Origin of the sequence: Aquamicrobium sp. NLF2-7, from assembly GCF_022359935.1 — a bacterium.
In the GTDB taxonomy this organism is placed as follows: domain Bacteria; phylum Pseudomonadota; class Alphaproteobacteria; order Rhizobiales; family Rhizobiaceae; genus Mesorhizobium; species Mesorhizobium lusatiense.
Genome location: NZ_JAKSED010000011.1, coordinates 1 through 25455 on the forward strand (window position 1 = coordinate 1; position 25455 = coordinate 25455).

23 protein-coding genes and 3 pseudogenes are annotated in these 25455 nt (G+C 60.0%); 15 read left to right on the forward strand and 11 right to left on the reverse strand.

Annotation, left to right across the window (positions count from 1 at the left end; translation table 11 throughout):
- From MIC97_RS24550 to MIC97_RS24570, 5 genes and pseudogenes are all read left to right on the forward strand, one after another.
- A pseudogene (locus tag MIC97_RS24550) lies at window positions 1–575 on the forward strand (hypothetical protein); the annotation flags it as partial.
- Window positions 576–910: 335 nt separating this feature from the next.
- The gene (locus MIC97_RS24555; RefSeq protein ID WP_239802504.1) at window positions 911–1837 is read left to right on the forward strand and encodes a zincin-like metallopeptidase domain-containing protein; all 927 of its coding nucleotides are present in this window, start codon (window positions 911–913) and stop codon (window positions 1835–1837) included.
- The gene (locus tag MIC97_RS24560) at window positions 1837–2778 is read left to right on the forward strand and encodes a hypothetical protein (RefSeq protein WP_239802562.1); all 942 of its coding nucleotides are present in this window, start codon (window positions 1837–1839) and stop codon (window positions 2776–2778) included. The genes MIC97_RS24555 and MIC97_RS24560 overlap by 1 nt, the downstream gene beginning before the upstream one ends.
- Before the next feature lie 639 nt (window positions 2779–3417).
- A complete protein-coding gene (locus MIC97_RS24565; protein WP_239802505.1) occupies window positions 3418–3663 on the forward strand; it encodes a type II toxin-antitoxin system VapB family antitoxin in 246 nt (81 codons plus the stop codon).
- Entirely contained in the window at window positions 3663–4067 is a 405-nt protein-coding gene (locus tag MIC97_RS24570) for a type II toxin-antitoxin system VapC family toxin (RefSeq protein WP_239802506.1), read from the forward strand. Before MIC97_RS24565 ends, MIC97_RS24570 begins: the two co-directional genes overlap by 1 nt.
- A 397-nt stretch (window positions 4068–4464) precedes the next feature.
- Here the strand turns inward: MIC97_RS24570 and MIC97_RS24575 are convergent, their stop codons facing one another.
- The 4 genes from MIC97_RS24575 to MIC97_RS24590 are packed head-to-tail and all read right to left on the reverse strand — an operon-like array spanning window position 4465 to window position 6327.
- Window positions 4465–4803 carry a type IV secretion system protein VirB3 gene (locus MIC97_RS24575; RefSeq protein ID WP_094538765.1) on the reverse strand — a complete coding sequence of 113 codons (339 nt, stop codon included), beginning with the start codon at window positions 4801–4803 and terminating at the stop codon, window positions 4465–4467.
- Window positions 4800–5105 carry a TrbC/VirB2 family protein gene (locus tag MIC97_RS24580; RefSeq protein WP_094538764.1) on the reverse strand — a complete coding sequence of 102 codons (306 nt, stop codon included), beginning with the start codon at window positions 5103–5105 and terminating at the stop codon, window positions 4800–4802. The genes MIC97_RS24575 and MIC97_RS24580 overlap by 4 nt, the downstream gene beginning before the upstream one ends.
- A 7-nt stretch (window positions 5106–5112) precedes the next feature.
- Window positions 5113–5787 (reverse strand): lytic transglycosylase domain-containing protein, encoded by a 675-nt coding sequence (locus MIC97_RS24585; RefSeq protein ID WP_239802507.1) that lies wholly within the window; start codon window positions 5785–5787, stop codon window positions 5113–5115.
- 3 nt (window positions 5788–5790) lie between these two features.
- Window positions 5791–6327 (reverse strand): hypothetical protein, encoded by a 537-nt coding sequence (locus MIC97_RS24590; RefSeq protein WP_239802508.1) that lies wholly within the window; start codon window positions 6325–6327, stop codon window positions 5791–5793.
- Window positions 6328–6416: 89 nt separating this feature from the next.
- On the opposite strand from MIC97_RS24590, the gene MIC97_RS24595 reads away from it, so the two are divergent.
- From MIC97_RS24595 to repC, 4 genes are all read left to right on the forward strand, one after another.
- A complete protein-coding gene (locus MIC97_RS24595; RefSeq protein WP_094538761.1) occupies window positions 6417–6770 on the forward strand; it encodes a MarR family transcriptional regulator in 354 nt (117 codons plus the stop codon).
- A 1020-nt stretch (window positions 6771–7790) separates the two neighbouring features.
- A complete protein-coding gene (gene repA, locus MIC97_RS24600; protein ID WP_239802509.1) occupies window positions 7791–9008 on the forward strand; it encodes a plasmid partitioning protein RepA in 1218 nt (405 codons plus the stop codon).
- A complete protein-coding gene (gene repB / locus MIC97_RS24605) occupies window positions 9005–10051 on the forward strand; it encodes a plasmid partitioning protein RepB (protein WP_239802510.1) in 1047 nt (348 codons plus the stop codon). Before repA ends, repB begins: the two co-directional genes overlap by 4 nt.
- Window positions 10052–10241: 190 nt before the next feature.
- Window positions 10242–11552 carry a plasmid replication protein RepC gene (repC, locus tag MIC97_RS24610; RefSeq protein ID WP_239802511.1) on the forward strand — a complete coding sequence of 437 codons (1311 nt, stop codon included), beginning with the start codon at window positions 10242–10244 and terminating at the stop codon, window positions 11550–11552.
- 299 nt (window positions 11553–11851) lie between these two features.
- On the opposite strand, the gene MIC97_RS24615 is transcribed toward repC, so the two are convergent.
- Entirely contained in the window at window positions 11852–12985 is a 1134-nt protein-coding gene (locus tag MIC97_RS24615) for a site-specific integrase (RefSeq protein ID WP_094538752.1), read from the reverse strand.
- Between the two features lie 124 nt (window positions 12986–13109).
- Between MIC97_RS24615 and MIC97_RS24620 the strand changes: the two genes are divergently transcribed.
- The 3 genes and pseudogenes from MIC97_RS24620 to MIC97_RS24630 form a co-directional block, all read left to right on the forward strand.
- Entirely contained in the window at window positions 13110–14063 is a 954-nt protein-coding gene (locus MIC97_RS24620) for a DUF1403 family protein (RefSeq protein ID WP_239802512.1), read from the forward strand.
- 2 nt (window positions 14064–14065) lie between these two features.
- Window positions 14066–14791: an SMC-Scp complex subunit ScpB gene (locus MIC97_RS24625; RefSeq protein WP_239802513.1), complete on the forward strand. Its 726-nt coding sequence runs from the start codon at window positions 14066–14068 to the stop codon at window positions 14789–14791.
- A gap of 204 nt (window positions 14792–14995) precedes the next feature.
- Window positions 14996–15346: pseudogene (locus tag MIC97_RS24630) on the forward strand (DUF6088 family protein); the annotation flags it as partial.
- Here the strand turns inward: MIC97_RS24630 and MIC97_RS24635 are convergent.
- A pseudogene (locus MIC97_RS24635) lies at window positions 15337–15999 on the reverse strand (ABC transporter transmembrane domain-containing protein); the annotation flags it as partial. The pseudogenes MIC97_RS24630 and MIC97_RS24635 sit on opposite strands and share 10 nt — an antisense overlap.
- A 199-nt stretch (window positions 16000–16198) precedes the next feature.
- Between MIC97_RS24635 and MIC97_RS24640 the strand changes: the two are divergent.
- The 3 genes from MIC97_RS24640 to MIC97_RS24650 all read left to right on the forward strand — a co-directional run bounded on the left by MIC97_RS24640 (window position 16199) and on the right by MIC97_RS24650 (window position 18746).
- Window positions 16199–16819: a peroxiredoxin gene (locus MIC97_RS24640; RefSeq protein WP_239802514.1), complete on the forward strand. Its 621-nt coding sequence runs from the start codon at window positions 16199–16201 to the stop codon at window positions 16817–16819.
- Complete coding sequence (locus MIC97_RS24645; protein ID WP_094538739.1) at window positions 16816–17211, forward strand: metalloregulator ArsR/SmtB family transcription factor; 396 nt, start codon at window positions 16816–16818, stop codon at window positions 17209–17211. The genes MIC97_RS24640 and MIC97_RS24645 overlap by 4 nt, the downstream gene beginning before the upstream one ends.
- A gap of 83 nt (window positions 17212–17294) precedes the next feature.
- Window positions 17295–18746 (forward strand): bifunctional metallophosphatase/5'-nucleotidase, encoded by a 1452-nt coding sequence (locus tag MIC97_RS24650; protein WP_239802515.1) that lies wholly within the window; start codon window positions 17295–17297, stop codon window positions 18744–18746.
- A 27-nt stretch (window positions 18747–18773) separates the two neighbouring features.
- Here the strand turns inward: MIC97_RS24650 and MIC97_RS24655 are convergent, their stop codons facing one another.
- From MIC97_RS24655 to MIC97_RS24675, 5 genes are read right to left on the reverse strand one after another with little or no spacing between them, the layout of a single operon-like run.
- Complete coding sequence (locus MIC97_RS24655) at window positions 18774–20939, reverse strand: cation-translocating P-type ATPase (protein WP_239802516.1); 2166 nt, start codon at window positions 20937–20939, stop codon at window positions 18774–18776.
- A gap of 5 nt (window positions 20940–20944) precedes the next feature.
- Window positions 20945–21979, reverse strand: a complete 1035-nt coding sequence (locus tag MIC97_RS24660; RefSeq protein WP_239802517.1) for a c-type cytochrome — start codon at window positions 21977–21979, stop codon at window positions 20945–20947.
- Window positions 21976–23223 carry a c-type cytochrome gene (locus tag MIC97_RS24665; RefSeq protein ID WP_239802518.1) on the reverse strand — a complete coding sequence of 416 codons (1248 nt, stop codon included), beginning with the start codon at window positions 23221–23223 and terminating at the stop codon, window positions 21976–21978. Before MIC97_RS24665 ends, MIC97_RS24660 begins: the two co-directional genes overlap by 4 nt.
- A complete protein-coding gene (locus tag MIC97_RS24670; RefSeq protein WP_239802519.1) occupies window positions 23220–23840 on the reverse strand; it encodes a cbb3-type cytochrome c oxidase subunit II in 621 nt (206 codons plus the stop codon). The genes MIC97_RS24665 and MIC97_RS24670 overlap by 4 nt, the downstream gene beginning before the upstream one ends.
- Window positions 23837–25411, reverse strand: coding sequence for a cbb3-type cytochrome c oxidase subunit I (locus tag MIC97_RS24675; protein WP_239802520.1), 1575 nt, complete (start codon window positions 25409–25411; stop codon window positions 23837–23839). The genes MIC97_RS24670 and MIC97_RS24675 overlap by 4 nt, the downstream gene beginning before the upstream one ends.
- Window positions 25412–25455: the final 44 nt, after the last annotated feature.

A 25455-nucleotide genomic window follows, 5' to 3' on the forward strand; every position in this document is an offset into this window, starting at 1 on the left:
CCCGCTCCACCAACTCCAAGGCCCGCGTCGTCGCCCTCCGCAAGGGCACGACCCTCGAAATGGTCCGGCTCTGCTGCCCGGATGGCAACCAGGCCTCCCTCATCTCCGAAAGCTTCGGCCTCCCTGTCCTCGACAGCGACGGCATCCGCGAGTTCCACCAGCGCAGCCTGATTGAAGGCGCCGACACCCTCTCCGAGGGGTTTTCCGACAAGGCTATGCAAATCCACCTGCAGCGGATCGTCGGCTCCTATGTCGGCTCCGCCTACGGAGCTGGCCAGTTCTACTCGAAGGCCGTAACCGAGGCGAAAGATGCCACGGCTAAGCTCGCCAACGACATCCGCGATGAGGACCTCGACGGTCCGGTCGGTTTCGACAGCAACGCGCAGCGCAAGCGTGAGTTCGCTGCCGACATGGGTCTTCAGTCGCACGCCCTGCGCATGGCGGCCGAGGGTGCCATTGCTGCCTACGAGCACATCGTCGGCGAAAGCTGGAAGCCCTACGAGCGCCAGGTCGAGAACCCCGGCCAGAACGTCAGCCGGCATGCTGCCGATCTCCAGATGGCGGCACTTGGCTGATCGCCAACGGGCGGAGCTTCGGCTCCGCCCGATTTCCTACCCAATCAGGCTGGTGTCCTTGTGGACGCCGGCCTCTTCGCATGTCTTCATGATCCAAACCTAACACCAGGAATAGACATTGTGGCCCGCGCCAGTCGCGGCCGTCACGAATGTTGGTCCTGCTCCGGTCCTCGTCCCGCGAAACGGCTGCGCCGTCCTTCACTGCGTTTCGGCCCATCCTGCGACATCTCTCTTCTTTCCGATTGCTCATCTGCGGGTTCGCGGACCTGCGGTCCTGCGCGTGCGGACCTCGTGACGGCCGCGACTGGCGCGGCCTCGAATGGAGGTTTTTGAAAATGAGCAGGAAAGAAAACAAACCCCGCGTCGATATCTACGCGAAAATCACCGACCGCATCGTCGCGGATCTGGAGAAGGGCGTTCGTCCTTGGGTACAGCCTTGGAACGCCGGGGATACTGCGGGTCGCATCACACGGCCGCTGCGCCATAATGGTCTGCCCTACCAGGGCATCAATACGCTGCTTCTCTGGTCGGAGAGTGTGGCGCAGGGCTATGTCTCGCCTACCTGGATGACGTTCAAGCAGAGCGTTGAGCTGGGTGGACATGTCCGCAAGGGCGAGACAGGCTCGATGGTGGTTTACGCCAGCCGCTTCACGCGCACCGAAACCGATGCGCGCGGGGAGGAGGTCGAGCGCGGCATTCCCTTCCTTAAGGCCTACACCGTGTTCTGCGCCGATCAGATCGAGGACCTGCCGGCGCAGTATTATGGCAATCCCGCGCCTGCGCACGATCCGGTGGAGCGGGTCGAGCACGCAGATGCCTTCTTTGCCAATACCGGAGCGGTGATCCGGCACGGTGGCGACAAGGCCTTCTTCAATCCGGCGCTCGATATCGTGCAAATGCCGCCGTTCGAGAGCTTTCGCGATGCGCCGAGTTACTATGCAACCTTGGGACATGAGCTAACCCATTGGGTCGGCTCGGAAAAGCGGCTTGATCGCAACCTCTCCCGCTATCACAAGGATCGCTCCTTCAGGGCGCACGAGGAGCTCGTGGCTGATTTGGGCGGCTGCTTTTTGGCGGCCGACCTTGGCATCGTTCCCGAATTGGAGCCAAGGCCCGATCATGCGAGCTACCTGGCGAGTTGGCTTGAAATTCTCAAGAACGAGAAGCGGTTCATCTTCGCCGCGGCTGCCCATGCCCAGCGCGCCGTCAACTACATGCACGAACTCCAGCCGGGCGCGGCACAGGTCGCGGAGGCAGCATGATGTTGCACGCTCCGAACACCATGGGGGAGGGCACCGAGCCTTCCCCGCTTCGCCTGCGCGCGCTTTCGCTCGGCGCCGGCGTGCAATCGACCACCCTCGCCCTGATGGCGGCCCATGGCGAGATCGGGCCAATGCCCGATTGCGCTATTTTTGCAGACACCGGCTGGGAACCGCGGGCCGTCTACGATCATCTCGCATGGCTGATGTCTCCCAATGTTCTCCCGTTCCCGGTCCATATCGTCTCGGCCGGGAATATTCGTGAGCAGCTGATCGCGGCCGGGCAAGGCAACCGCTGGGCCTCGATACCCGCCTTCGCCAAGACCGTGACGCCGGCGGGTGCGGATGTTCCTGTCTTCGACGAGAACGACGAAGGCGAGCTGATCGAAGTCGCCACCCGCCGGACGACGAGTGAGACGGTCTCGATTGGCATGATCCGGCGTCAATGCACGACTGACTATAAAATTGTCCCGATCCGTCGGAAAGTGCGTGAGCTCGCGGACTTGACGCGCAAACGCTCTCCTTCCTTTCCAGTGGTGGAATGCTGGATAGGCATCTCGACGGACGAGATTGTTCGCGCGAAGCCGAGCTTCGAAGCGTGGCAGATCAAGCGTTTTCCGCTGATCGAAAAACGCATGAGCCGACGAGACTGCCTCGCCTGGTTGCGCCGCTACGATTATCCCGATGCGCCAAAGAGCTCATGTATCGGCTGCCCGTTTCACAGCAACGCCATGTGGCGATCGATGCGCGAACGCGACGCGGCGGCCTGGGAGGATGCCGTCGAGGTCGATCGGTCCCTTCGGACCGGACTGCGGAGTATCCGTGGCGAGGTTTACCTGCATCGATCATGCGTTCCGCTCGAGGACGTCGATCTCTCGACGGCCACCGACCGCGGCCAACTCGATCTCTGGCCGAACGAGTGCGAGGGCATGTGCGGTGTATGACCCCGGATCCACGCCTATAACATTCGAGCCTATCGCGCGCTACGAGCTCAACGCTCATCTCATTTTGTGGGGACACAGGATGGGCGAAATCCGCCACCCGACGTAAGGCTGGTCCCACGGCTTGCGCCATGAAGGCCAGCTGCTCGCCGTTGTCTCGGCCGACACACTCATGCGTGAGCGCGTTGGCGGCCTTACGCGGCACGATGCGATCGAGCTCGCCCGCCTCTGCGCCGCCAAGCCCGACCTATGCGGTGTCGGGCTCCGTCTTTGGCGATCCTTCGTCTTTCCGGCGATCACTGCTGCCCGTGGTTGCCAGTGGGCCGTCAGTTATCAGGATTCGGTCCTGCACAGCGGTAATCTCAACCGCTTCGACGGCTGGGTCACGATCGGTCAATCGAGAAGTGGGACCGATTCACGATCCGGGCGGCGGGGACGAAGCAAGGTGATATGGGGCCGGTCCGATGATCCTGAAATGCGACGCACCAGGTCCATCGACCGCTCGCCGCCCTAGGAGCGCGGAGAAGCGTTGTTCTCGCGCTAGACGCCGGAGACGAGCCAGCTCCCTTCCAGATCAGGGACCTTGCGAATGTAGACTAGGGCATCTACATTCTCTGGAAGAATTATCTACATGGAGGCTCCATGCCGATCAATGTCAACAATCCGGAGGCGGACGCACTCACGCGCAGGTTCGCCCATATGGCCGGTGTGAGCATCACCGACGCGATCGTCATCGCCATGAAGGAGGCGATCGAGCGCCGCCGTGTTGCCGAAAGCCCGCTTCAGACCGCGGCGCGTCTTCGTGAGAAGCATGGGGTGGCGCTGCGCAAGGCGGCGAAGAAGCCGCTTCCGCGCGAGGCCTTCGACGAGATGTGGGAATCGAAATAATGTTCGTCGACGCGTGCGCGATCATTGCCGTGATGTCCGACGAGCCGGAAGCAAAGCGCGTCTCCGATGCGCTCGCGTCCGGGAAGGGTGCATTTACCTCTCCGGTCGCCGTACTGGAGGCGGTCCTTGGTCTTGCGCGCCCCGACAAGTTCGCTCTCGCCGTATCCGAGGTTGAGCCGATCGTGGTCGAGTTTCTTGACGAGCGCGGCATCGAAATTAGGGATCTGCCGCCCGCGTCCGAAACCACAAAGCTGGCGCTCTCCGCCGCACAACGGTATCGCTCCGGGCGCCATGGTCTCAACCTCGGCGATTGCCTGCATTACGCATGCGCGAAATATTTCGCGGTGCCAATTCTTGCCACGGCCGACGAGTTCCGGCAGACCGATCTCACCGCGGTCCCCTGAAGCGAGACGTTTTCCGTTTCGATCCGGGTCACCCGTTCCCGTCCGGTCGATCGTCGTGTCAACGATAGGACACCAAGGCCTGCCGCTGGGTGTCCCCCGCCTGCACGAACGTCTCTCTCTCGGACGCTGATCCCGTGTGAAACGAGAGCTGGATGCGCGGTTGCCGGCCGCCTTCCTGCTATCGTGCGCCAGAGACGCAGCTTGATTTCAGCGCGTGGTCAGCCTGGCTGGGCGTGTAGCGAAGTCAGCGCCCGGACCTTCCGCAGGATCCCCGGGTTCATGGCGGTTGATCACCATCATTGCACGCGAATCGAGCGCGATGATCCTTTCATCGACGTGGCGAGTGTAAGGAATGAAGGTCTCCGGTTCGAGCTCCCGGCTCTTGACGATCGCGATGCTAGGCAAAGCCGATATCCCTTTCGTCATAGCGCCGGACGAGCTTCATCGGAGTAAGGCTAGCTCCACCCCAAACCCCGGTATTGCGCGCCCTCCCCCGGGTCTCCATCCAACCAAGCAGCACGCGGAACATGTTGTGATCGTGCTTGACGACCGCCTTGAAGATAAAATGAAATACGACGCCCACGAGGGCATAGGCGACTGAACCGGCGACGATGAAGAGGATCGTCGTAAAAATCATGTTGATCCCCATCGCCTCCATCGTAACGCCCCCGATCATTGCCGGCCTCGTGCAGGCCAGGAACAACGTATCTTCCTCGAGGGCATTCTTCTCGCTCATGAACCTCCTCCTGAGATCATGTTGACGATCTCGGTCGCGCCAAAGATGATTCCGATGCCGAGAACGACAAACGCCGCCTTGCGCAGGTCGAGGTAGCCGAACATCCACGCGATGCCGACGATGATCACAGCAATAATTGCTAGCAGGCGCGCTACGTTGCCGGTCAGCATATTGACGATATTCTGCAGGACGCTTTCGATGCCACCTGCCTGGGCGAAACTCGGCTCGATCAAGGCTAGCGAAAACACCGTTGCCATTGTCACGATTGCCGCGGCCGACCTGATACGCGCCGTTAGGGTCATGTGCTCATCACTCCTTTTGCTCGTTGGAAAAAACGAGGACGGAGGATTGCCGCCCCGCATTGAAGACATCCCACCTCGGCGCAGGGATCTGAGACCCTGGCTGAACCTTCTCTGGCGAGCTGCCGCCAGTTGTTGAAGCTGACGAGCCCCCTGCCCCTTCGCGCGTGGGCAACGCTTGCACCTGTCCCTCGACAATCTCGATGGTCGCGAGTTGACTGGACAGCCGCTTTCGCTCCGCCAATACTCTTTTGTCGTAACCCACCATTTCGCCGGCAGAGGGGTCGCCACTGCCAAAATAACTTCGCAGCATGACGGCTTCAGCCTGTGTCTTTGTTGCGCCATCCTGGAAAGCGACTTGGTAGTAGCCGTCAAGCAGCGCTGCGCTGGCCTTGATGTTGAGGCAGAAGTCGAAGGCGTCGCTGACGGACAGACCCAGCCTACCCAGATTTCCAGAATTGATCCCGCCGAGTCCCAAGTCGATATCGTGACCCTCGGCGATCAAGGCAGTCGCTGTCTCTATCGCCTCAGCTCTGGTTTTAGGCTGCTCGACGAGCGGACGGTCTGTGTTGATTCGAATGGCGAAGGGGTGGAAGCCGCTCTCGACGCTTATGACCGCGGCTATTGTTTCCGTGGCGATTTGCGGAGCGCATTGCTGGGCGAGATCAAGGAAGGCTACCGGCATGGGCTAGAACCAGACTCGTTGCTGGCCTGCGCCGTCGATCGTCAGGTCGATGTAGCGGGGTTGTTCGCGGACATGCGGGCGCGCCGTCACATAAGCTTTGCAAACGCGCTTGCCGTCCGAAAAATCCCATCGACCGGCCCCAACAGCGCCGGAATGGCGACCGCTGCCATTGTTGCTGCACTGATCGGCACTAACTGTCTGTAGCTCGGTGGAAACGCATCCCATTTGGCCAACGCCGCGATCATCTTGGCGCGTGACGAGACGGAAGCCGGCATCGCAATAGTACGGCTCATACCGTGGCTTCGTTGCCGTGAAACCGACGCCGCTGCAGATAGGGAAAGACCGTCCTTTCGCTAAGTGCGACCACAGCCGTTCGATCGGGGGGCGGCACTCGGCGTACTGTGTTGCGCCGCCTGGATTAGAAAGACAAAGGAGAACTTGGCAACCCCAGTCATCCGCTCGCGCAATGGGGGACGAAAACGTGTACAATGAAACACCAATCGCAATAGCGGAAAGTGCCCGAATGACTGCATTCTTCATGCTCAGACCCTCGTTTGCCTTCCGACCGGCTATTCGCCTGCGAGGCTTTACCACCTTGTCATACTGCACGATAACGAATAGATAAGAAGATGCCAAGCCCTTTGAACCAACGCTGGCACAACACGGTTTTTGCGACCCTGGCTACGCACGAGATCATGTCAAAGCCCTTGCCGGACGAGACGCCTAATTCGCGTCTTCGCCAGCTCGGGATGATGAATCTTTTGTACACGCTGCAAAAAGCGGATACCGCGCTGACTATCACCAATGTCACCGAAGTGACTGGAATGACAAGGAAAGCGGCCCAGGAAGCGATTGATCCACTAGTCGTCCGAGGCCTCTTAAAGGAATCCTGGGGGAGGACGTCCATAGGTCGTGGCAAGGCGCGGCAGTATGAGATCGCGCCGGAAATCTTCGAAAAACTGCAGGGCGTGTACGGCGCCTGACCGATCCAATCCGGTAGATCGATCGTACGAAAACTCTTTCATTACATGGTAAAAACGCACAGTATTGCTCACGCTTAATGGCGCAAGCATACTTCGCACGGCGACTCAGTGACCTTTGGCGGGCTTACTGATTCGTTTTGCGTAGATAAACCTGTGTGATGGAGAGGCTATACGGCAAAAACGGAACGGCCCCGGAAGTTGGCGCTTCCGAGGCTGGTTCAACGAAGTTCGGATTTCGTGATCGGGCTCTTTGGCGAGAACCCCAACTGGTACATGTTGGATAATCGCAAACCCGAAAATTTCTGTCAAGGCGATACGCCACTTCGGCGAACGATCCTGCATGCCGTTTCGGGAGAAGACCGGGATGAGCAGTACAGATGAAGTAAAGCCAAACACCGTCGTGAAGTTGGTGGCTGGTGCGCGTCGGATTACGCTGGAGGGCTGGCCATGTGGCGCAGTGGCAACTGCGTGGCTCACTTCTCGCACATTGGTCAGGAAGGTCGAGTGCCGGCCGACGCGTGTTCTTCAAGGAGGTGGGTATCGTGCTCAGTGCTACGTTGATGGGACGGACATAGCAGCAGCTGGGCTGGAGGAGGGGATGTTTGTCCTGGCAGTGCCGGCGCAGGAGCATCCTCCGCCCGGCTATCGTGAGATTGAGGCCAGGGCAAAGGCTGCAGGCGCCGGCATTTGGTCGAGTGTTTTCAAGATGCCGTCCGAATGGCGGCGTACACACGGCACATATAATCCTCTTGCACCTCAGCGATGATGATCGATGCCTTGACGCAAGGACCGAGCGAAACACGAGATGTCAGCGAGTTGCTAATACAGCGCATTGCGGCGTCCGAGAAAGCCGGTTAGCCGCGGCTAACTGCAATCCTAGACGCCGCCAGGAGGGCATTAAGAACTCGTTAACCCTTATTTTGTTGCAGAACGGAGAGAATCGGGCATAGTCCTCTTACCTGCGGATTTTTTCGCAATCTCGTAAATATTCCGCAACTGCCGCAAGAATGGAAGAACCTTATGGAGACCACTGCTGAAGCGCCAAAATCAACTGACGTGACCGATGAACTCAAGACGCTCATTCAGCGTCATTCTGCAGCGCTGTCCTCCGAACTTCAGGCGCACCACGCAAGCACTTTTCCGCCACACGCAGAAAAAGGAATTCGCAATTTTTCGCCGGCCGAGACCGCAAAGCTTATTGGTATCACAGAGGGGTATCTCCGGCAGGTAGCGAGCGAAATGCCGGACGTTGGTAACGTCTCTGCGGGGGGGCGCCGTACATACTCAGTCGATGCGATCAATGAGATTCGAAAAACACTGGATAGTGGGACGCGGGGAAATAAGCGGTACTTGCCATGGCGCTCCGGCTCTGAGCAACTCCAAGTTATCACCGTGATGAACTTCAAGGGGGGGTCCGGAAAGACAACGACGACAGCCCACCTCGCTCAGTACCTTGCTCTTCGTGGCTACCGCGTCCTCGCTATCGACCTCGACCCGCAAGCCAGCCTTTCTGCGCTGTTTGGACATCAACCCGAACTCGATGTTGGCCCAAACGAAACGCTTTACGGAGCGATCCGGTACGACGGTGAAAAGCGCCCGATCGCTGAGATCGTGAGAGCAACCTACATTCCAGATCTCCATCTGGTGCCGGGCAACCTCGAGCTGATGGAATTTGAGCACGATACGCCAAAGGCCCTAATGACTCGCGCCCCAGGGGACACTCTGTTCTTTGCACGCATCGGGCAGGCGCTTTCACAAGTCCAAAAGCTTTACGATGTCGTGGTGATCGATTGCCCACCGCAGCTGGGATTTTTGACGATGTCAGCGCTGACTGCTGCGACGTCGGTTCTGATAACCATTCATCCCCAGATGCTGGACGTGATGTCAATGGGACAGTTCCTGGCTATGACAGGCGATCTCCTTGAAGAAATCAGCAGGGCAGGAGCATCGTCGCAATATCTATGGATGAAGTACTTGGTGACTCGCTTTGAACCGAGCGATGGTCCGCAAAACCAGATGGTTGCCTTTTTGCGTTCGATTTTTGGCGACCACGTCCTCAATCATCCGATGCTCAAAAGCACGGCGATTTCGGACGCAGGTCTTACCAACCAAACTATTTTCGAGGTTGAGAGAAGTCAGTTCACACGGTCAACCTACGACAGAGCGTTGGAGTCGGTAGAGAGTGTAAATGCTGAGATTGAGACCCTGATCAAGAAAGCATGGGGTAGAGCGGCATGAGTCGGAAGCAGATCTTTGGTAACCTGTCGCATAAGCCGGCGGATCAAAGTCGCGAGACAGAGACTGCCGCTTCGCCAGAAGAGCAAGGGCAGCGCCGGCCGTCACGGCTGCGTCCCCTTATTGGTTCACCTGATCTGACCGATCCCATCGATTCCACGCCGGTTGGTGCCCTAGGTCAGTCCCTCGGTGAACTCAGCGAGCGTTCGAAGCGAGCGGATGAAATTGAAAAGAAGCTCCTCTCGGGGCAGATAATCGTCGAACTCGATACGGCCGATGTAGAACCTTCGTTTATCCCAGACCGAATGGTGTCCGACGATGAAGCCTTTCGTGGCTTTGTGGACTCAATCCGAAGCGAGGGACAACAAGTTCCGATTTTAGTTCGGCCCCATCCCGACGACAGTGCGAAATATCAAGTTGCATTTGGTCATCGCCGACTGCGCGCTGCGGTGGCGCTGGCGCGGCCGGTTAAGGCTGTCGTCAGGTCGATGTCCGACCAGGAACTGGTGATTGCGCAGGGGCAGGAGAACAACGAGCGACAAGACCTCTCCTACATCGAGAAAGTTCGCTTCGCCCAGCGGCTTGAAAAGCAGTTTCCGCGTGATGTGATTATGTCGGCCTTGGCAATCTATAAGAGTGATCTTTCCAATATGCTGGCTGTGGCGGCGAAGATACCCGGGGAGTTGGTCGATGCCATCGGCCCTGCGCATGGTGTCGGTCGCCGAAACTGGATCGCATTGGCAGACACGCTGGCATCAGACAAACAGCAAGTGAAGCACGCGTTGAGCGTCGCCAATCGTCCCGAATTCGAGCTCCTCAAGTCGAAAGAGCGCTTCGAGACCGTCGCTAAAGCTCTCAAGGACGGCACGCTTTCTTCGAAGGATGAGGTGCCTGTCACTCACCAAGGCAACGAAGTTGGTAAAATTTCTCAAACAAGGCAGAAGGTGACGCTCAGCGTCGATCGCAAGGTCTCGCCAGAGTTTGCCGAATTCGTCTTGAACGAGGTCCCCCGGCTCTACGCGGAGCACCGCAAGAGCATCGGATAGGCACGAACTAAAGAAGAAGCAGGAGATCGAAACGAAGCAAAAGAAAAAGGCCCCCAAACCGGCGTTCGGAAGCCCTTCTCCAAGTTAGCACCCAGAGAATCGCACTTCCACGAATCGCAGTCAAGAGTCCGCGACGGAAAACGTCGTTCCGGTGAGCTAATTTCTTTTGCCTAGCGATAGGTGAAAGACAATGCAGACGCATATCTCAACGACGCCCTTCGGGCGGCGAACGCTAACGCTCGGCCAGATTGCGAGCCAAGCGACCGCAAAGGCCATGCCTAAGGAGGCAACCGCTAACAAGTGGCAGGTCTTCCAGCACATTCGTGAAGCGCGGGAGCTGCTTGGAGCGACGGATCGCTCACTGGCGATCCTCAACGCGTTGTTGTCGTTCCACCGCGAGACTGAGCTGTCGGCCCAAGGGGAACTTATCGTTTGGCCGTCGAACGAACAGCTGATGGCGCGCGCCAATGGAATTTCACCGGCGACGCTTCGGCGCCATCTGGCCGTCTTAGTCGAATGCGGCTTGATCATTCGACGCGACAGTCCGAATGGCAAACGTTTTGCACGCAGAAGCAGGGCAGGGGATGTTGAACAGGCCTATGGCTTCGACCTTTCACCGATCATCGCGCGCGCCGACGAGCTCCGTGAACTCGCAGAGACCGTGCAAGCAGAGAAGAAGGCGTTCCGCATCGCCAGAGAGCGTCTGACGCTGCTGAGGCGCGATATCGTTAAAATGATTGATATGGGGATTGAAGAGGGCGTGCCAGGCAACTGGGGCAGAGTGCTTCAAACCTACAGGACAATCATCTCGGATCTGCCTCGCAGCGCGCCGAGACAAGCCATCGAGGGCATCTGCGAGCAACTGGCGGAACTTCATGCCGAGATACGTGGGGCATTGGAATCTTTCACAAAAACAGAAAATACGAACGCCAATGAGTCTCATTCTGAGCGCCACATACAGAATTCAAATCCCGAATCCATATTTGAATCTGAACCAAGCATTCGAGAAAAGAATGAAGCGGATGGCGGCGCTGCGGAAACCGACAACGTCCGAAGTCTGCCGAAACGAGATTTGCCGTTGAGTATCGTGCTGGATGCATGCCCCAACCTGCTGGGACTTGTTCAGTCGGGCGAAGTTCGTCACTGGCGGGACTTTCTAGCAGCCGCTGAACTCGGCCGGACGATGCTCGGCATCAGCCCAAGTGCTTGGCGGGATGCCCAAACGGTCATGGGTGAGATTCAGGCGGCAATCGCGGTGGCAGCGATCTATGAACGTACGGATCAGATCACTAGCGCAGGGGGATATCTACGCAGCCTGACAGACAAGGCACGGGAAGGGAAATTCTCTACCTGGCCGATGGTGATGGCACTGCTGCGAGCCAAACTGGACGCAAGCAAACGAGCGCCAGTTGCCGAAGCAACAACTTCTGCATCATCTCCACGCCTTGAGGTGTCGGAGTCGCTCCTGAAGAGCTTGCACAAGCGAAATCCGACAACATGACCGATAGCCAAAAATCTTGGTTGGCGCATTGGGCAACTGTGGGCCTAGTAACGTCCCATGAGATAAGTGCTGCCGTGCGGTCAAAACCAAACGGTTTGAAACGCCGCAGGTTCAGCGCGGATACTGTCAACTATTTAATTCTGCGGCCCTTGCGGTCAGCACTGCGGTCATGCCGAGACTACGGGCTGCAGGGCGGGTTTTGCATAGTGCGGTTATTTGTGAGCGGTACGGAAAGCGAGAGTCTTCGCAGGTCTGTATGGCATAATACTGTGGGTTTTTCACGCGAGCGGATGGGCGAACTAGAGGCCGGAAGCCTTAGTCAGGTTTACGCGGAAGCGGTCGCGTCGTCGCTGATATCTGCGAGTCATCTCCGCGCTAGTATGACCGAGCTGCTTCTGCACGTATCGCTCATCGACTTCTGCCGAAGAGGCGAGACCAGCTCGCAGTGAATGACCAGAGAATTTGAGGGTACGCTCCATTTCGCCAAGATCACCGCGAACGCCCGCAGCCATTGCAGCCCGCTTCACTAGCCGGGCAACCTCTTTGTCATTCAGCCGCTCAGATCCAACAGCCTTGCCCTGCCCCTTCACGCGGCGAAAGAGTGGGCCATGTGCCAGCTTGGCGAACTTGATCCAGGTCTCGATTGCCACGACTGGGCAGGTCGCATCGGCCGAGCCGCGTCCGACCTCGACCTCTCGCCATCCGGTTTTCCCGCGCAGGGTAATAAGCATCCCTTTTTCGAGGATCTCGATCCAACCGCGCCCGTCCTCAGTTTGGTCGGCCTTCAGATCGAGGCCAACGATCTCGGAGCGACGAAGACCTCCGGCAAAGCCAATGAGCAACATTGCACGATCTCGCAGGCCGCGAAGAGAGCCGCGATTGAGCGTCTCGACCATGGCAATGATGTCTTCAGCCATGACAGCTTCCTTCTGGACGGGTGGCTTGGCGTGGCTGTTGCGGATTCCGGCCATTACTGTGGCGATATGCCGGTCCTTGCGATCGAGCGAAAGGCCACGCTGGGCATAGTTCCAGGAGAGCGAGGAGAGGCGTCGTTCGATGGTTGAGACGGAGTTCGCTTTTGCGCCTCGTTCAGCCGTACCGGAAGCGCAGGCAGTGATGTAAAGTCCGACGGTTCGCGGATGCGGGGGCAGGGGGGCCAGATTGGAGCGCCTGCACCACGCCGAAAAATGCTTCCAGTCGGCCGCGTAGGCCTTGCGCGTGTTGGCGGAACTGGCCGCCTGGACATAGCCGCGAGCGCGATCGGCGAGGCTGGCGAGATGAGCCGGTGTCTCGTCGCCGCCGGCGAGAGAGGAGAGGGGGCTTGCGCCTGACACCTCCAGCGCGGAAACATCACGCCCAGCCGCCGTGCTGAGAGACGGCGCTGAGGTCTCCTCGACGTGATTTTCGGTGTTTTGCTCGACGATTTGGGCCATTTCTCTATAATGACAAAAACGTCCGATAATGCAAGATTATCGGACGTTATTAATCGGCGACGAGCCGTGCGGTTTCAAACGATTCTGATGGTGTAAAGCGCGCACATGAGTTACGCTCCGTCGCATGGATTCTTTCTTGCTCACCACAGATACGACTGCCTCCTGGTCAGCCCGACTGCCGGCCTGGACGCGGCCACGAACTCACGACAGCCGCGAGTCCGACGCGGCATTCGCGGCCGGTATCGCTCTGAAATCGCTTGATGATCTGATGCGCGCCGATCCGCCATGGCTCGGCTGCTGGCGTGATCGCCTTGCCCTTAAATCGGCCGCGATAGCGGCCAGGATGCTCGGCCGCAACGAGGACGAACACACGTTGCGTGACGCCATCCTGCTCACGACACCAGGCGATGATCCGGGTCCAGCCGGCAAGCTGTTTCTTGCCACACGAATGCTGACGCGCCGATCCGGGACACTTACCACTCCCCTCGTTAGGGAAGTCGCCGCGCTGTTGGGAGTGAACTGGGACGACAGCCTTGCATCGTGCGCCGACATGGTCGATTCTGCAAATCAGTCCGGGCGAGCAGCACCCTTCGCGGTGGCGGACCTGATAACGGCGATCTCTGCCGTTCGCCCGGACGCCGAAGTGCTGGCCCTTGGGTTGGCCGAGGTCGTGCTGGCGCACAAGCTGAACTGGCCGAAACCTGTGCCACTGCTGTTGCCAGAGCGCTTCGGGTCCGCCTTCCGCACCATTGGTGGTCGCGGTCGCGTTCGACCGGGAGAGCCTGCCTATCCAAAAGCAATCTGCCTGGCGATGGTGGAAGGCGTTGACACCGCGCTCCGGTCCGCCGTCGAGATTGACCGCCGCGCTGCGCGGCTGTTGGCGGTCGCGCCGAAAGTGCGAACCAAGGGCGCCGATCCGGTGATCCGCAAGCTGCTGACCGATGATGCGATCGCAGCGTCGGCGCCGGGCAGCGCCCTGTCGCGATGGGCAGCGAACCGGCTGTTCGATCGGCTCGAGAGTCTCGATGCTGTGCGCGAATTGTCCGGCCGCTCCTCCTTCCGCATTTTCGGGTTGTGACGATGGCGGGAGCGAGCGCGGCCAAGGCCAACCGGCGTCAAGCGAAGGAGCGACAGCAAGAGGTCTTGTACGATCGGGAGCTCGAGGATCTGCCGCCGGAGCTACGCTGGAGGGAATGGATGATGCGGGTGGAGGCGGTGATCTTTGCCTCGGCCGAACCGGTCAGCCGCGAGACACTGGCGCGCGTGGTCGGTAAGGATTGCAGCATCGACCTGCTGATCGACGACCTCGTCGAGGAGCTTCGAGACCGGCCCTACGAACTGGTCTCGGTCGCCGGCGGCTGGCAGCATCGAACCCGGCCGCGGTTCGCCGAGACGATCCGCGCCTCGTCGGCGCCCACGCGGGGAGGGGCGGCGGCGTTGTCCGAGTTCGAGGCGATGGTGCTAATGGCGGTGGGATATTTCCAGCCAGTCACCCGCGGCGAGCTGTCGAAGATTTTTGGCAAGGAGGTTAGCCGTGACGTGATTGGTAATCTGCGCGGCGCTGGATTCATCGGCTCCGGGCCGCGCAGCCCGACGCCGGGTGCACCCTACACCTATGTGACGACGCCACACTTTCTCTCGGCGTTCGGTATGGACACGCTGCGCGACCTTCCGGAGATGGAAGCGCTGGAGGATGCGGGGCTTCTTTCTAGAGGTGAACTAGGTTCAGCCGAGCTACCAGATGTCATACCGGATGATCTGCGCGAAGATATCTGGACCGACGATGTTGGTGCAGGCGAGCCATGAAATTGACCAAGCCTGGTCGATCGGCTGACTGTGATGGGAGGGATTAGCTTATCGATACCTCCCCGAAACGCATTTCCAGGCCGAGGTGTCGGGCGTGCCCAGGCAGGAACCTCGACCGCAAAATTGAAGCCATTGAATGTCAGAAAAAACTAGGCTATTTTCTGACACATGAAACCCGTATCAATATCCGTTCCTGATCGTATCATGAAGCGCGCGCGTGCAGCCGGACGCGGCGGTGTTTTCACGCCCACTGACTTCCTTGACGTGGCTGCGCGGGCGACGATCGATCAAGCCCTCTCCCGTCTGGCGAAGAATGGAAAGCTTCGCCGCCTGGCGCGCGGTCTATACGACTTCCCCAAGATGCATCCGCAACTTGGCCCGCTTTCGCCGGCCCCTGACGATGTCGCGCAGGCGTTGGCGCGGGAAACCGGATCTCAGGTGCAGATCGCCGGCGCGCGTGCCGCGAATGCCCTTGGTCTGTCAACACAGGTTCCGGCGAAGAGCAGCTATTTGACGGACGGCCCTTCACGTCGGGTTGTACTGGGTAGGCGAGTTGCCGTCTGATCGACAGCGTCGAGCGCGCGGATTGTCGTCAGACCGCGCAGCCTGTCGAGGAGGAAGCCGTTAAGGCCGCCGGTTGCGGCAAGCTGCTTTTCGCTAGCAGCCTGGGCGCGCCAGCCGATCAGCGCCATGAAAAGCGGGATCAGCGGCATGGCGATCAGCAGGATGAGGGCTGCAATCCAGGAAATGGGAAAGATGCAGACAAGCATCACTAACGGCACTGCCGTCGCCTTGAAGCGCGCCGGCTGAAACCGGGCGATATAGGGCACGATCAGTTCGGCTTGTTCGCCGATGATGCTGGCAGCTTCTCCAGACGCTGGCCGTGAACGATCGAGCGGCGACCGCCGGGCAAGGGCCGTGACTGCAGCGGCGCGACGCCTGCCTAGCTCAGCGCGGGCCGCTTTGAACGCGAGGCGGCCGCCGGCTGCATCGAGACAGCTCCTGGCGAAACCGAGAACAACGATGGAGAAGGCCGGCCACAACACATCGGCTATCCCACCACCGTTCGCGATCCGACCGACGGACAGGGAAACTATGGCCGCTTGGGGGATGAAGATTAGGGCCGCCACCACTTGCAGGAGCGCGGCCAGCCGGGGCGAGACGGAATTTCGCGCGCGTCGGGCCACGGGATCGCGCGAACCGTTCAGAACTGCCTTATCGGGTGTCGGCAAGGCATGCGACATATTTGCCTCTTTGGCGGTGGATCAGGCACCATGCGCCGCCAAACCAGACCGTCAGGTTTTTAATTTACTGATATATCTAACTATGTAATTATGTAATCGAGTTGCGTCAAGCCGTGTGACATGCAACATGGTTTCAAAATCACGTTTTCGAGATCGCTATTTGATGAACGACGCCCCGACCCGCTTGCCTTCCCCTACGTTGCGAATGGGCGACGCCGCCCCAGATTTTGAAGCACGCTCCACGCAAGGGGCGGTGCGGCTTTCCGACTATAAGGGCCGTTGGCTGCTCTTCTTTTCGCACCCAGCTGACTTCACGCCTGTCTGCACGACGGAATTCGTCGCACTGGCCAAGGCGCACGATCGGTTCGCCGCACTTGACTGTGCGCTTTTGGGACTATCTGTCGACAGTCTCTACGCCCATCTCGCCTGGAGCCGAGCTATCCGTGAGCTGTTTTCTGTCGACATACCCTTCGCGGTCATCGAGGACCCGTCGATGTTGGTCGGGCGCGCCTACGGCATGATCGATGAGACGTCTGAAAACAGCGCCGGGGTGCGGGCGACCTACTTTATCGATCCGAAGGGAGTCATTCGTGCGATAACACATTACCCTTTGACGATCGGCCGCTCTGTTGATGAAATGGTACGCATGGTTGCGGCCCTGCAGGCAACCTATTCTGAAGAGAAGCTTGCACCCGTTGACTGGCAGCCTGGCGACCCCCTTCTCCAACCTGCCGATGAAAAGGCTCAGCATGAAGCTGACTGGTTCTGCCGGAGGGAGGCATGAAAACGCTTTGGCAGTCGCGCGCGCAAGCGGATTTCGCCGCTGAGAAGCTGCGCAAATTCGCGCAGCCACAACGTTTAATGATCCTTTCCCATCTGCTCGAAGGGGAAAAATCAGTCACTGAAATCGACATGGCGACCGGCATCGGTCAGCCCGCACTCAGCCAGCAACTTGCGGAGCTGCGAAAGGCCGAACTGGTGTCCACGCGCCGACAGGCGAAACAGGTTTATTATAGTCTCGCCGATGACACCGTCGTTCTATGCGTACGCAGCATCGAGGCGGTGTTCGGCGCCGGGGATCCGGAGCGCGCACTCATGAGCGTTGTTTGGCCGGACGTGCCCTCGGAGCGGAACGGGATCGTGCGTGGCGCGGCCAATTTTGCTCGAATTCGCTGAGTGAAAGGCATTTGTTAAGCCGCTCTTAAGCTTGTGGGGGAGGCGATTTACTCAGGCACGGAATGCCGGAGGAGAACGCCAGAATGGCCGAAACAACACGCCGCAAAATTACGCTTCTTCAGGTCAACGACACGCATGGTTATCTGGAGCCACACCCTGAGCTGGTGTGGCACGGTGCCAATCCGCAGTTTCCAATTCTTGGAGGTTATGCCCGAATCGCCGGTTACCTGAACGGCGTTCGATCGGAATCCCCGCATGCAGTTCTCGCCCTCGACAACGGCGATACGTTTCACGGCACATATGCCGCCGTCTCATCAAGGGGCGAGGCACTGGTCCCGCTGACCAACGCGCTCGCGTTTGACGCGATGACGGCGCATTGGGAGTTTGCCTGGGGACCGGCCCACTTCAAGGCGCTCGCAAAGCGGCTTGATTATCCAGTCCTGGCGATCAATTGCTTCGACAAGAAGAGTGGCCGGCGTCCGTTCGCAGCCTCGCGCGTCATCGAGCGCTGCGGCGTGAAAATCGGTGTGATCGGTGTCGCTGCGACCATCATTGACAAGACCATGCCGCCGCATTTCAGCGAGGGCCTTCGCTTCACCAATGGTGACAAGGAATTGCCACGCGAAATCCGCCGACTCCGCCAGAAGGAGCAGGTCGATCTGATCGTCGTTCTCTCGCATCTCGGCCTGCCACAAGACATCAAGCTTGCAGATTTGGTTGAGGGGATCGATGTCATCCTGAGCGGCCATACACATGACCGGCTGGAACGGCCGGTGGTCACCAATGGTGCGATCATCATTCAGTCCGGCTGCCACGGTGCCTTCATCGGCCGGCTGGATCTGAGCGTCGGCGATGATGGCGTTCATCTCGAGCGTCACGAGCTGATTGCCATGGATGACTCGATCAAGCCCGATCCGGCGATGGAAGTGCTTGTGGAAAGCGTGATGGCGCCGTTGCGCGAGCGACTCTCAATTTCCGTCGGCAGCATCGACACGGCGCTCCATCGCAATACGACCCTCGACTGCACCATGGACGATTTGCTGTTGGCCGCCTTGTGCGATGCATCCGGACGCGCCATCGCCTTTTCGAACGGCTGGCGCTACGGCGCACCGATACCGGCAGGCGAGGTCACGATGAATGACCTCTGGAACATCATCCCGGTCAATCCGCCCGTATCGACGGTCACGATGACCGGGGAGGAGATCCGCGCAATGATCGAGCAAAATTTGGACCGGACATTCTGCGCGGATCCGTTCGGTCAGATGGGCGGATACGTCAAACGTTTTTGCGGACTGACGATTTTCGCCAAGATCGAGAACCCGTTCGGCAGCCGCGTCGTCGATATCTTTGTCGGTGAGGAGAAGCTTCATGCGCAGGCAGCCTACGAGGTGGCTTTCGTCACCGCTCAGGGCGTACCCGGTCGGTTCGGCCGCGACCGAGGGCAAATGCCGGTGTCCGCAATTGAAGCGCTGCAAGCCTACCTTGCGAAGAGCCCCCCGCCCGTAACGACGCCGGGGAGGCTCATTCCGATCTGAGCTTCGACCCGCAGGGTTTGCTGGCTGTTAAATGATCGCTTCCTGGCCCGCCGGCTCTTCGCCGGGGACATCGATCCGTCCTCCGCAGCCTTCGATCGATGGCGTTGCCGGTAATCGCGAGAGCCGCAGGCTATTGAGCGCCACCGACACGGAGCTGGCAAGCATGGCCAGCGCAGCCATCGACGGTGTGAGAATACCTGTGATCGCTACCGGTACGGCGACGACGTTGTAGACGATGGCAAGACCCACATTCTGCCGGGCGATCACCGTCATCCGGCGCGACAGCGCGATCGCTGTCAGAAGCTGGGTGATTCCACCTCTGACGACGACCACATCGGCCGTCTGCGCGGCGGCTCCATGGGCTCCGGCGACCGAGACGCCGCAATCAGCAGCGGCAAGTGCTGGCGCGTCATTGACGCCATCCCCCACAAATACAACCGGACCTGTCGCGGCTTTGAGTAACTCGACCTTGTCGGCGGGCGTGCAGCCATAACGCACATGGCGCGGAGCAACGCCAAGCGTTGTAGAGACGCTAAGTGTTGGCCCTGCGGCGTCACCCGAGGCGATCCAGACGTCGATGTTGCTCCGGCTCAAGCGATTTACAGTCGCGCGCGCTTCGTCGGTCGGAGCATCTGCAAGGCTTAACTTGCCGATCAGCTGGTCGTCGAGGTTCACGGCAAGCGATGTCATCCCGTCCTCTGCGCTCAATCCGGATACGGAGATACGGCGGCCATCCTGATCGACACCCTCGGCGCTACGCTCCCGGCGCCTCCCTCCCGTTCCCTCCTCACGGCCATGGCGTGCGACGATCGCGCGCGCAAGGGGATGATCGATACCAGTTTCGGCGCGTGCCGCCAGACGCAATACGTCGCCCTCAGCCCAGCCTTCAGCAGGTTTGACCTCGACGACCGTCGGGCGTCCAGCTGTCAACGTGCCGGTCTTATCGAAGATCGCCGTTGCGGCATGCGCGAGTGCCTCGAATGCGACAGGGTCGCGCAGGCGAAGGCCTAACGTCGCCGCGATGCCTGCCGCGCGGGCTTGCGCTAGGGGCCCTGCGATGGACAGTGCGCATGGGCAGGCCGCGGCCAGCACTGTAAGCCCCCTGATAACGGCATCAGTGGCGGGTATGCCCGAAAACGGCAGGACTGTCATTGTAACGAGAGCAAGGCTCGGAATTCCCCAACTGAGCGCAGCCGCTATCCGATCGGCGCGTGACGCCGTCGCTCCCCGCTGTGCAAGCTCCAACGCGACCGCTCCGCCCATGCGATCGATGTCGCGATCGCCATAAGTACGATCGACCGTCACCACAATTCGACGTTCGAGATTGATGCAGCCCGCCTCGACACGCTGACCGACGCCGGCATGAATTGCGCGACTTTCACCGGTCAGAACAGCGCGATTGATCAGGGTGTCCCCTTCGTCGATCACACCGTCCATCCCAATAGTCGAACCTGCATCGACGACTATTTTGTCGCCAATTCCGATCTCCGTGGCTGGAATGGACCCATCGCCGGTAGGCGATCGCCTCACCACTGTTTCAAGGGAAGTGTCCTCAAGCGCCTTCAGCGCATCGATAGCGCTACGTCGCGTCATCAGGTCGATGAGGCGACCGATCAGTAGCAGCGTGATGAGCATCGTCGCCGTGTCGAAATAGACATGAGACGATCCAGCCGCGAGCGCTAGGCTGGAGAGAATGAAGGCGCCGCCAGCGCCGAGTGCGATCAGCAGGTCCATGCCCGGAGCGCGCAGCCGGATCGACCTAAACGCCATCCAGAAGATTCCGGCTCCGGCCCACACGACGACAGGCAAGGCGAGAACCCCCGATCCGAACGCGATCCACCACGCTATGCGTGGATCGAGAACAGACACATAAAGCACGATGGCGAGCGCCATCGACCACATCCCCGACACGACCGCGACCGCCAGGCGCAGCGAGAGGCGGCTTATATCTGCGGACAGAATCGCCGAGAGCTCTTCCGGCCGGTGGCGATCGATCAATGTGTATCCGGCCTGCGAGACAGCAGCGGCAATGTCGGCGATGGAGAGACGCTGCCCATCCCAGTCGATCAGCATCGAGGCGGTCAGATGATGCACGCCGACGGCGCTGACGCCTTCGAGCCGGCCAACGTGACGCTCAAGCCCGCGCGCACAGCCTCCGCAGGCCATACCACTGACGCCGAACAGGCGGCGCAAAGCGCTTAGTCCACGGCGCCGACCGGGCGATCCGGATCCGGCGTGCCGACACCGAGCAGCACGCCGTCGACAGTCTGACCGTAATAGATCTGGTCGCCGTCGTGATACAGCTTGCGCGTTTCCTCTATCGTTTTTCCCTTCTGGCGCGGATCTTTCGGCCGCTCCAGGCTGTCGATGTAGGCAGCGACGTCCCAAGCCTCCTGGTCCGTCAGACGCCCGGGCTGCGAGAGGGGCATGTTGTTCTTGATGAAGGCTGCCGCAGTGTCGATGCGGGCCATGCCGGCGCCCCAGTTGAATGAATTGGCGCCCCAGAGGGGCGGAAAGACGTAGCGTCCATTGATGTCCTTCTGGCCCTGGCCATCGCCACCGTGACAAACGGCGCAGTTCGCCGCAAAGACCTGTTGTCCGCGCTCGGGCGAATATCCAAGCGCGGTCTTGGCAACCTTGCCGAACCCGCCGCCCTCAAGGGCCTCATTGGTCGGTGCATTGGTGGCGAGCCAATAGAAGTAGCTTTGCAGATCCCGATAGATATCATCGCCCGCCGGCGGCGGCCCGCCTTTCACGGAATGTTGGGCATTCATCGAGTAGGTGAAACATCCCTTGACCCGATCCTCCATCGTGTTGATCTGTTTGTTCTTGGATCGATATTTCGGGTACTGCACCCAGGCGGCCCACATAGGGGCCGAGAATGGCTGCCGCCCAGCTCCCATATGGCAATTGGAGCAGGACAGACCGTTGCCAACATATTGCGAGGCGTTGGTCGATGTGTTCGTAAAGATCGCCTGGCCGCGCCGCACAGCTGCCCCGAACTGATCGTTCGGAATCTCGTCGTCGGTCGGGGGCTGGAAGAAGCCGGCAGTGGCGTGGCCCGCCTTGTCCTGCGCAGCCTGTCGACCGGGAATGAAACCACTCTCGTAGGCCAGCGCTCCGAGCGCAACGACGATCAGACCCGCTCCGCCCGCGTGGATCCACGTTCGCGCGACGCGCCCTTTTCGGGGATCGGCAGGTTTGGCTGATTCGCTTTTTTCTGGCTGGGTCATGGCCGTTCTCCAATCCTGGTGATCTTGGCGTTTTCTCCTGCCGGCACGGGAGGAAGCGAGGCGAGATAATCTGCGACGGCTCTGCGATCGTTGTCCGAAAGCTCCCGGGAAATTCGGCCCATCAGGTCGAGCGCGGAATTGTGTCGTTGTCCGCCTACCCAAGCCGCCAGTTGGCTTGCCGTATAAGCGGCGTGCTGGGCGGCCAGTGCCGGGAATTCCGGCGAGACGCCAAAGCCCGACGGCCCGTGACAGGAGAAGCAGGCTGGAACGTTGCGGCTCCAATCGCCGTGAAGCGCGAGTGCCTCGCCTCGAGCGAGATCACCGCCGAGCTCCGGTTTGGCGTTGGATGGCACACGTAGGCCGGCGTAGTATTCGCCGAGCTGGCGCTTTTCTTCATCCGACAGCGACGCCACAACGATACGCATCGATTCGTTCAGACGGCGCCCCTGCGCGAAGTCGTTCATCTGCTTGACGATGTAGTCGGCCGGAAGACCAGCAAGGCGCGGGACGTTCGCCTTGCCCTGGCCGAGGTCGCCGTGACAACTGGCGCAGGCCCATTGCTCGCCGCGCCCGGTAAAGATTGCCGCCGAGGCCTCCGGAGACATCGAAACGGTCGTCTGCGCCACAAATGGCGGCTGACTACCAAGGTCGAGCCGGAAGGATGATGCGATCTCCGCTCCCCCCTTGAAGCTGCCCTTGTCCGCCACCTCGCCGCGCAACCTGGCGACGGCCGCCGCTTCGATTTTCTCGGTGGACTGGCCAAACCTGTGCGCGACATAAGTTGCGAGTTCACCAAGCTCGACATCACTGAGAACGCTGGCGAAACTCGGCATATGGCCGTCGAAATTGTGATCGCCGACGCGGATCGATCCGTCGATGCCACGGAGCAGAATGGTCGAAACCAACTCTGGCCCATGCGCGACGAAGGCGGAGCCGGCGAGCGGCGGGATCGCACCGCGAACGCCCAAGCCGTCAGACTGATGGCATGTCGAACATCGCGCGGCAAACAGCGCGGCGCCTGGCTCCGTGCTGGCGCCTGTCGCCTCGCGGCTTTCTGCGACACGCTCATTGCGTGCCTCAGCAATATCTTCTCGCGTATCCAGCAGCGTCGCAGCGCCCCAAATGCCAAGCCCTACCGCAATAGCGATAAGCGGCCATGGCATCTTGCCGTGCAACTCATAGGGTTCGAAGTTCTCGTCTTGATGTTCGGTGGAGCCCTTGCCGGCAGACTTGTCCGTTGTCATCGCGCACCCTCCTGTCCGTTGTACCCGTCGTCGCGCAGTGCATCGGCGGGTGCTGGATAGGTGCGATCAAGCGATTGCAGGTAAGCCGTCAGGTCAAGAGCATCCTGCTTTGCGATCACCACGCCGGATTTCGGAGCGAATTCTGACGGAAGTGCAACGACGACGTCCCCGGGTGCAGCCGTGCCCTTTTCCTCGAACAGGAAGGGATAGGCCGGCATGATGCTCCAGCTGAAGATGGCGCGGGGCTGGTAAAGATGAGTCAGGTGCCAGTCGCGCGATGGAAGGCGCGCGCCGACATTGAGGAGGTCAGGCCCTGTACGCATCGTGCCGAGCTGGTGCGGGCTGTCATAGGTGTAGTCGGCGGCAACCGCCGGCCGACCCCAGCCCCGCACTCCGTCTGGAGCCTGGTCGGGTGAGCGTGGTTGCTGGCTATGGCAGTAGACGCAGCCAAGCGAAACGTAGACTTCACGGCCGCGCGCCTGTTGATCGGTATAGGGCTTGAGCTCCGGCGGGATGCCGTGACGGGCGATCTGAATGCCGGGCGCGATGACCAGCATCAGCGTTGCGAAGGCGAGAATACCGAGAGCGATGATGGAGAGGGGGAGATAGCGGTTCATTCTGCGGGCGCCACCTTCGCGGCTGCCGATGCCGGCCTTGGAAACAGGATCATGACCACGTTTACGGCGAACAGGACATGGCCGAGCGTCATGAGGCTGCCGCCAACGCTGCGCGCCTCGAGATAGGGTATGGTCACGGTGACGCTGTCGGCAAAGGGTCGGCTCGCATCGAGCATCGCGAGGCCCTGCAGCACGCCGCCGATCGACAGCCCGAAGAAGTAGATCGCGAAGCCGACGACAACCAGCCAGAAATGCGCGTTGATCAAGGCTGGCCACTGAAAGGTACGGCCGGTCATGCGCGGAAGCATGTGATAGGCGGCGCCGAACATGACGATGGTCACAAAGGCGTAGGCGCCGAGATGTGCATGTCCAACTGTATAGTGCGTGAAATGCGTGACGGTGTTGACCGAGCGCAATGCTTCGATCGAACCCTGGAACGAGGCCAACGTGTACATGACCGCGCCAAACGAGATGAAGCGTAGCGGTAGCGATTCCTTCAGTGCCCAGAGATTGCGCGCCACCGTGACATGCTGATTGATGGCGACTGCGATTACCGGGATGAACATCATCACAGAGTGGACGATCGAGAGGGTCACAACCCAGGTGGGCACCGGTCCGCCAATCAGATGATGGATGCCCACCTGGCTGTAGAAGAGCGCGAGGCCCCAGAACCCCAGCAATGAGACCGAATATGAGTAAATCGGTTTCCCGATGATCTTCGGGATGAAGTAATAGGCTGTACCTACGCCGAGCGGTGTCAGCCAAAGCCCTAGCACGTTATGGGCAAACCACCAGTTGACTGTGGCCTCTTCAACGCCCGAATGGATGTAGGGAATGTTGGCGATGACGAATAGGCAGGGAAACCAGAGAATGCCGGCGAGGAAATACCACCCGGACACATAGATATGGTGGACCTGCCGGGCGATGGCCGTTTTGACCAGAGGGATGACAAAGAACACGCCGGCCAGCGCAAGCACCATGTCGAGCTGCCAGGGGATTTCAAGCCATTCTTCGCCATCGGTCCACCCGTTGGCGATCGCAAGCGCGCCCAGACAGACGGCAATGTTCCAGAGAACTGCACCAATGATCGGCAGCTGCGGTGCGCGCAGCGGCGTGTGAAAGATGCGCGGGAGGATCCACACCATGCAGGCGATGCCAATCTGCGACAGCCAGCCGTAGATGACGAGGTTGAGATGGAGGGTGCGGACGCGGCCGAACGTAAGCGGCGCGTAGGCCGACAGCCAGTCCGGCCAGTGCAGTTTCAGCGAGGCGATTAGACCGAAGGTCGAGCCGACAATCAGCCAGACTGTCGCAGCAACCAGAAGCACGGTGACGGGCTTGGTCGAAATGCGGTCAATGCCTGAGGTGGCGGTGTCGAAGTAATGTCGCTTGGCAGTTGAATGCTCGGCGTCGGGACTGTCGAGATGGCCTTCATCGCCTTCGGCGAAGATGACCTTGGCGTCTTCCTGGTCGAGCTTTAACTGCCGGTTGCTGATTGCCCAAATTAGAAAGGCGAGCGCCAGCAACGATACGGCGAAGCTCAACGCCAATAATAGTCCCATCGTCACCATGCACTGTCCCTCCCGCTCGCGTCCTGAGCTCTTGCGGCAGGCAC

Coding starts and splice junctions, on each gene's coding strand:
- MIC97_RS24560 (WP_239802562.1), top strand. CDS start 1,837: ATGTTGCACGCTCCGAACACCATGGGGGAGGGCACCGAGCCTTCCCCG.
- repB (WP_239802510.1), top strand. CDS start 9,005: ATGAGTCGGAAGCAGATCTTTGGTAACCTGTCGCATAAGCCGGCGGAT.
- MIC97_RS24555 (WP_239802504.1), top strand. CDS start 911: ATGAGCAGGAAAGAAAACAAACCCCGCGTCGATATCTACGCGAAAATC.
- MIC97_RS24670 (WP_239802519.1), bottom strand. CDS start 23,840: ATGAACCGCTATCTCCCCCTCTCCATCATCGCTCTCGGTATTCTCGCC.
- MIC97_RS24625 (WP_239802513.1), top strand. CDS start 14,066: ATGGCGGGAGCGAGCGCGGCCAAGGCCAACCGGCGTCAAGCGAAGGAG.
- MIC97_RS24585 (WP_239802507.1), bottom strand. CDS start 5,787: ATGCCGGTAGCCTTCCTTGATCTCGCCCAGCAATGCGCTCCGCAAATC.
- MIC97_RS24675 (WP_239802520.1), bottom strand. CDS start 25,411: ATGGTGACGATGGGACTATTATTGGCGTTGAGCTTCGCCGTATCGTTG.
- MIC97_RS24595 (WP_094538761.1), top strand. CDS start 6,417: ATGCCAAGCCCTTTGAACCAACGCTGGCACAACACGGTTTTTGCGACC.
- repA (WP_239802509.1), top strand. CDS start 7,791: ATGGAGACCACTGCTGAAGCGCCAAAATCAACTGACGTGACCGATGAA.
- MIC97_RS24660 (WP_239802517.1), bottom strand. CDS start 21,979: ATGACCCAGCCAGAAAAAAGCGAATCAGCCAAACCTGCCGATCCCCGA.
- MIC97_RS24565 (WP_239802505.1), top strand. CDS start 3,418: ATGCCGATCAATGTCAACAATCCGGAGGCGGACGCACTCACGCGCAGG.
- repC (WP_239802511.1), top strand. CDS start 10,242: ATGCAGACGCATATCTCAACGACGCCCTTCGGGCGGCGAACGCTAACG.
- MIC97_RS24590 (WP_239802508.1), bottom strand. CDS start 6,327: ATGAAGAATGCAGTCATTCGGGCACTTTCCGCTATTGCGATTGGTGTT.
- MIC97_RS24640 (WP_239802514.1), top strand. CDS start 16,199: ATGAACGACGCCCCGACCCGCTTGCCTTCCCCTACGTTGCGAATGGGC.
- MIC97_RS24575 (WP_094538765.1), bottom strand. CDS start 4,803: ATGAGCGAGAAGAATGCCCTCGAGGAAGATACGTTGTTCCTGGCCTGC.
- MIC97_RS24665 (WP_239802518.1), bottom strand. CDS start 23,223: ATGACAACGGACAAGTCTGCCGGCAAGGGCTCCACCGAACATCAAGAC.
- MIC97_RS24650 (WP_239802515.1), top strand. CDS start 17,295: ATGGCCGAAACAACACGCCGCAAAATTACGCTTCTTCAGGTCAACGAC.
- MIC97_RS24620 (WP_239802512.1), top strand. CDS start 13,110: ATGGATTCTTTCTTGCTCACCACAGATACGACTGCCTCCTGGTCAGCC.
- MIC97_RS24645 (WP_094538739.1), top strand. CDS start 16,816: ATGAAAACGCTTTGGCAGTCGCGCGCGCAAGCGGATTTCGCCGCTGAG.
- MIC97_RS24615 (WP_094538752.1), bottom strand. CDS start 12,985: ATGGCCCAAATCGTCGAGCAAAACACCGAAAATCACGTCGAGGAGACC.
- MIC97_RS24580 (WP_094538764.1), bottom strand. CDS start 5,105: ATGACCCTAACGGCGCGTATCAGGTCGGCCGCGGCAATCGTGACAATG.
- MIC97_RS24570 (WP_239802506.1), top strand. CDS start 3,663: ATGTTCGTCGACGCGTGCGCGATCATTGCCGTGATGTCCGACGAGCCG.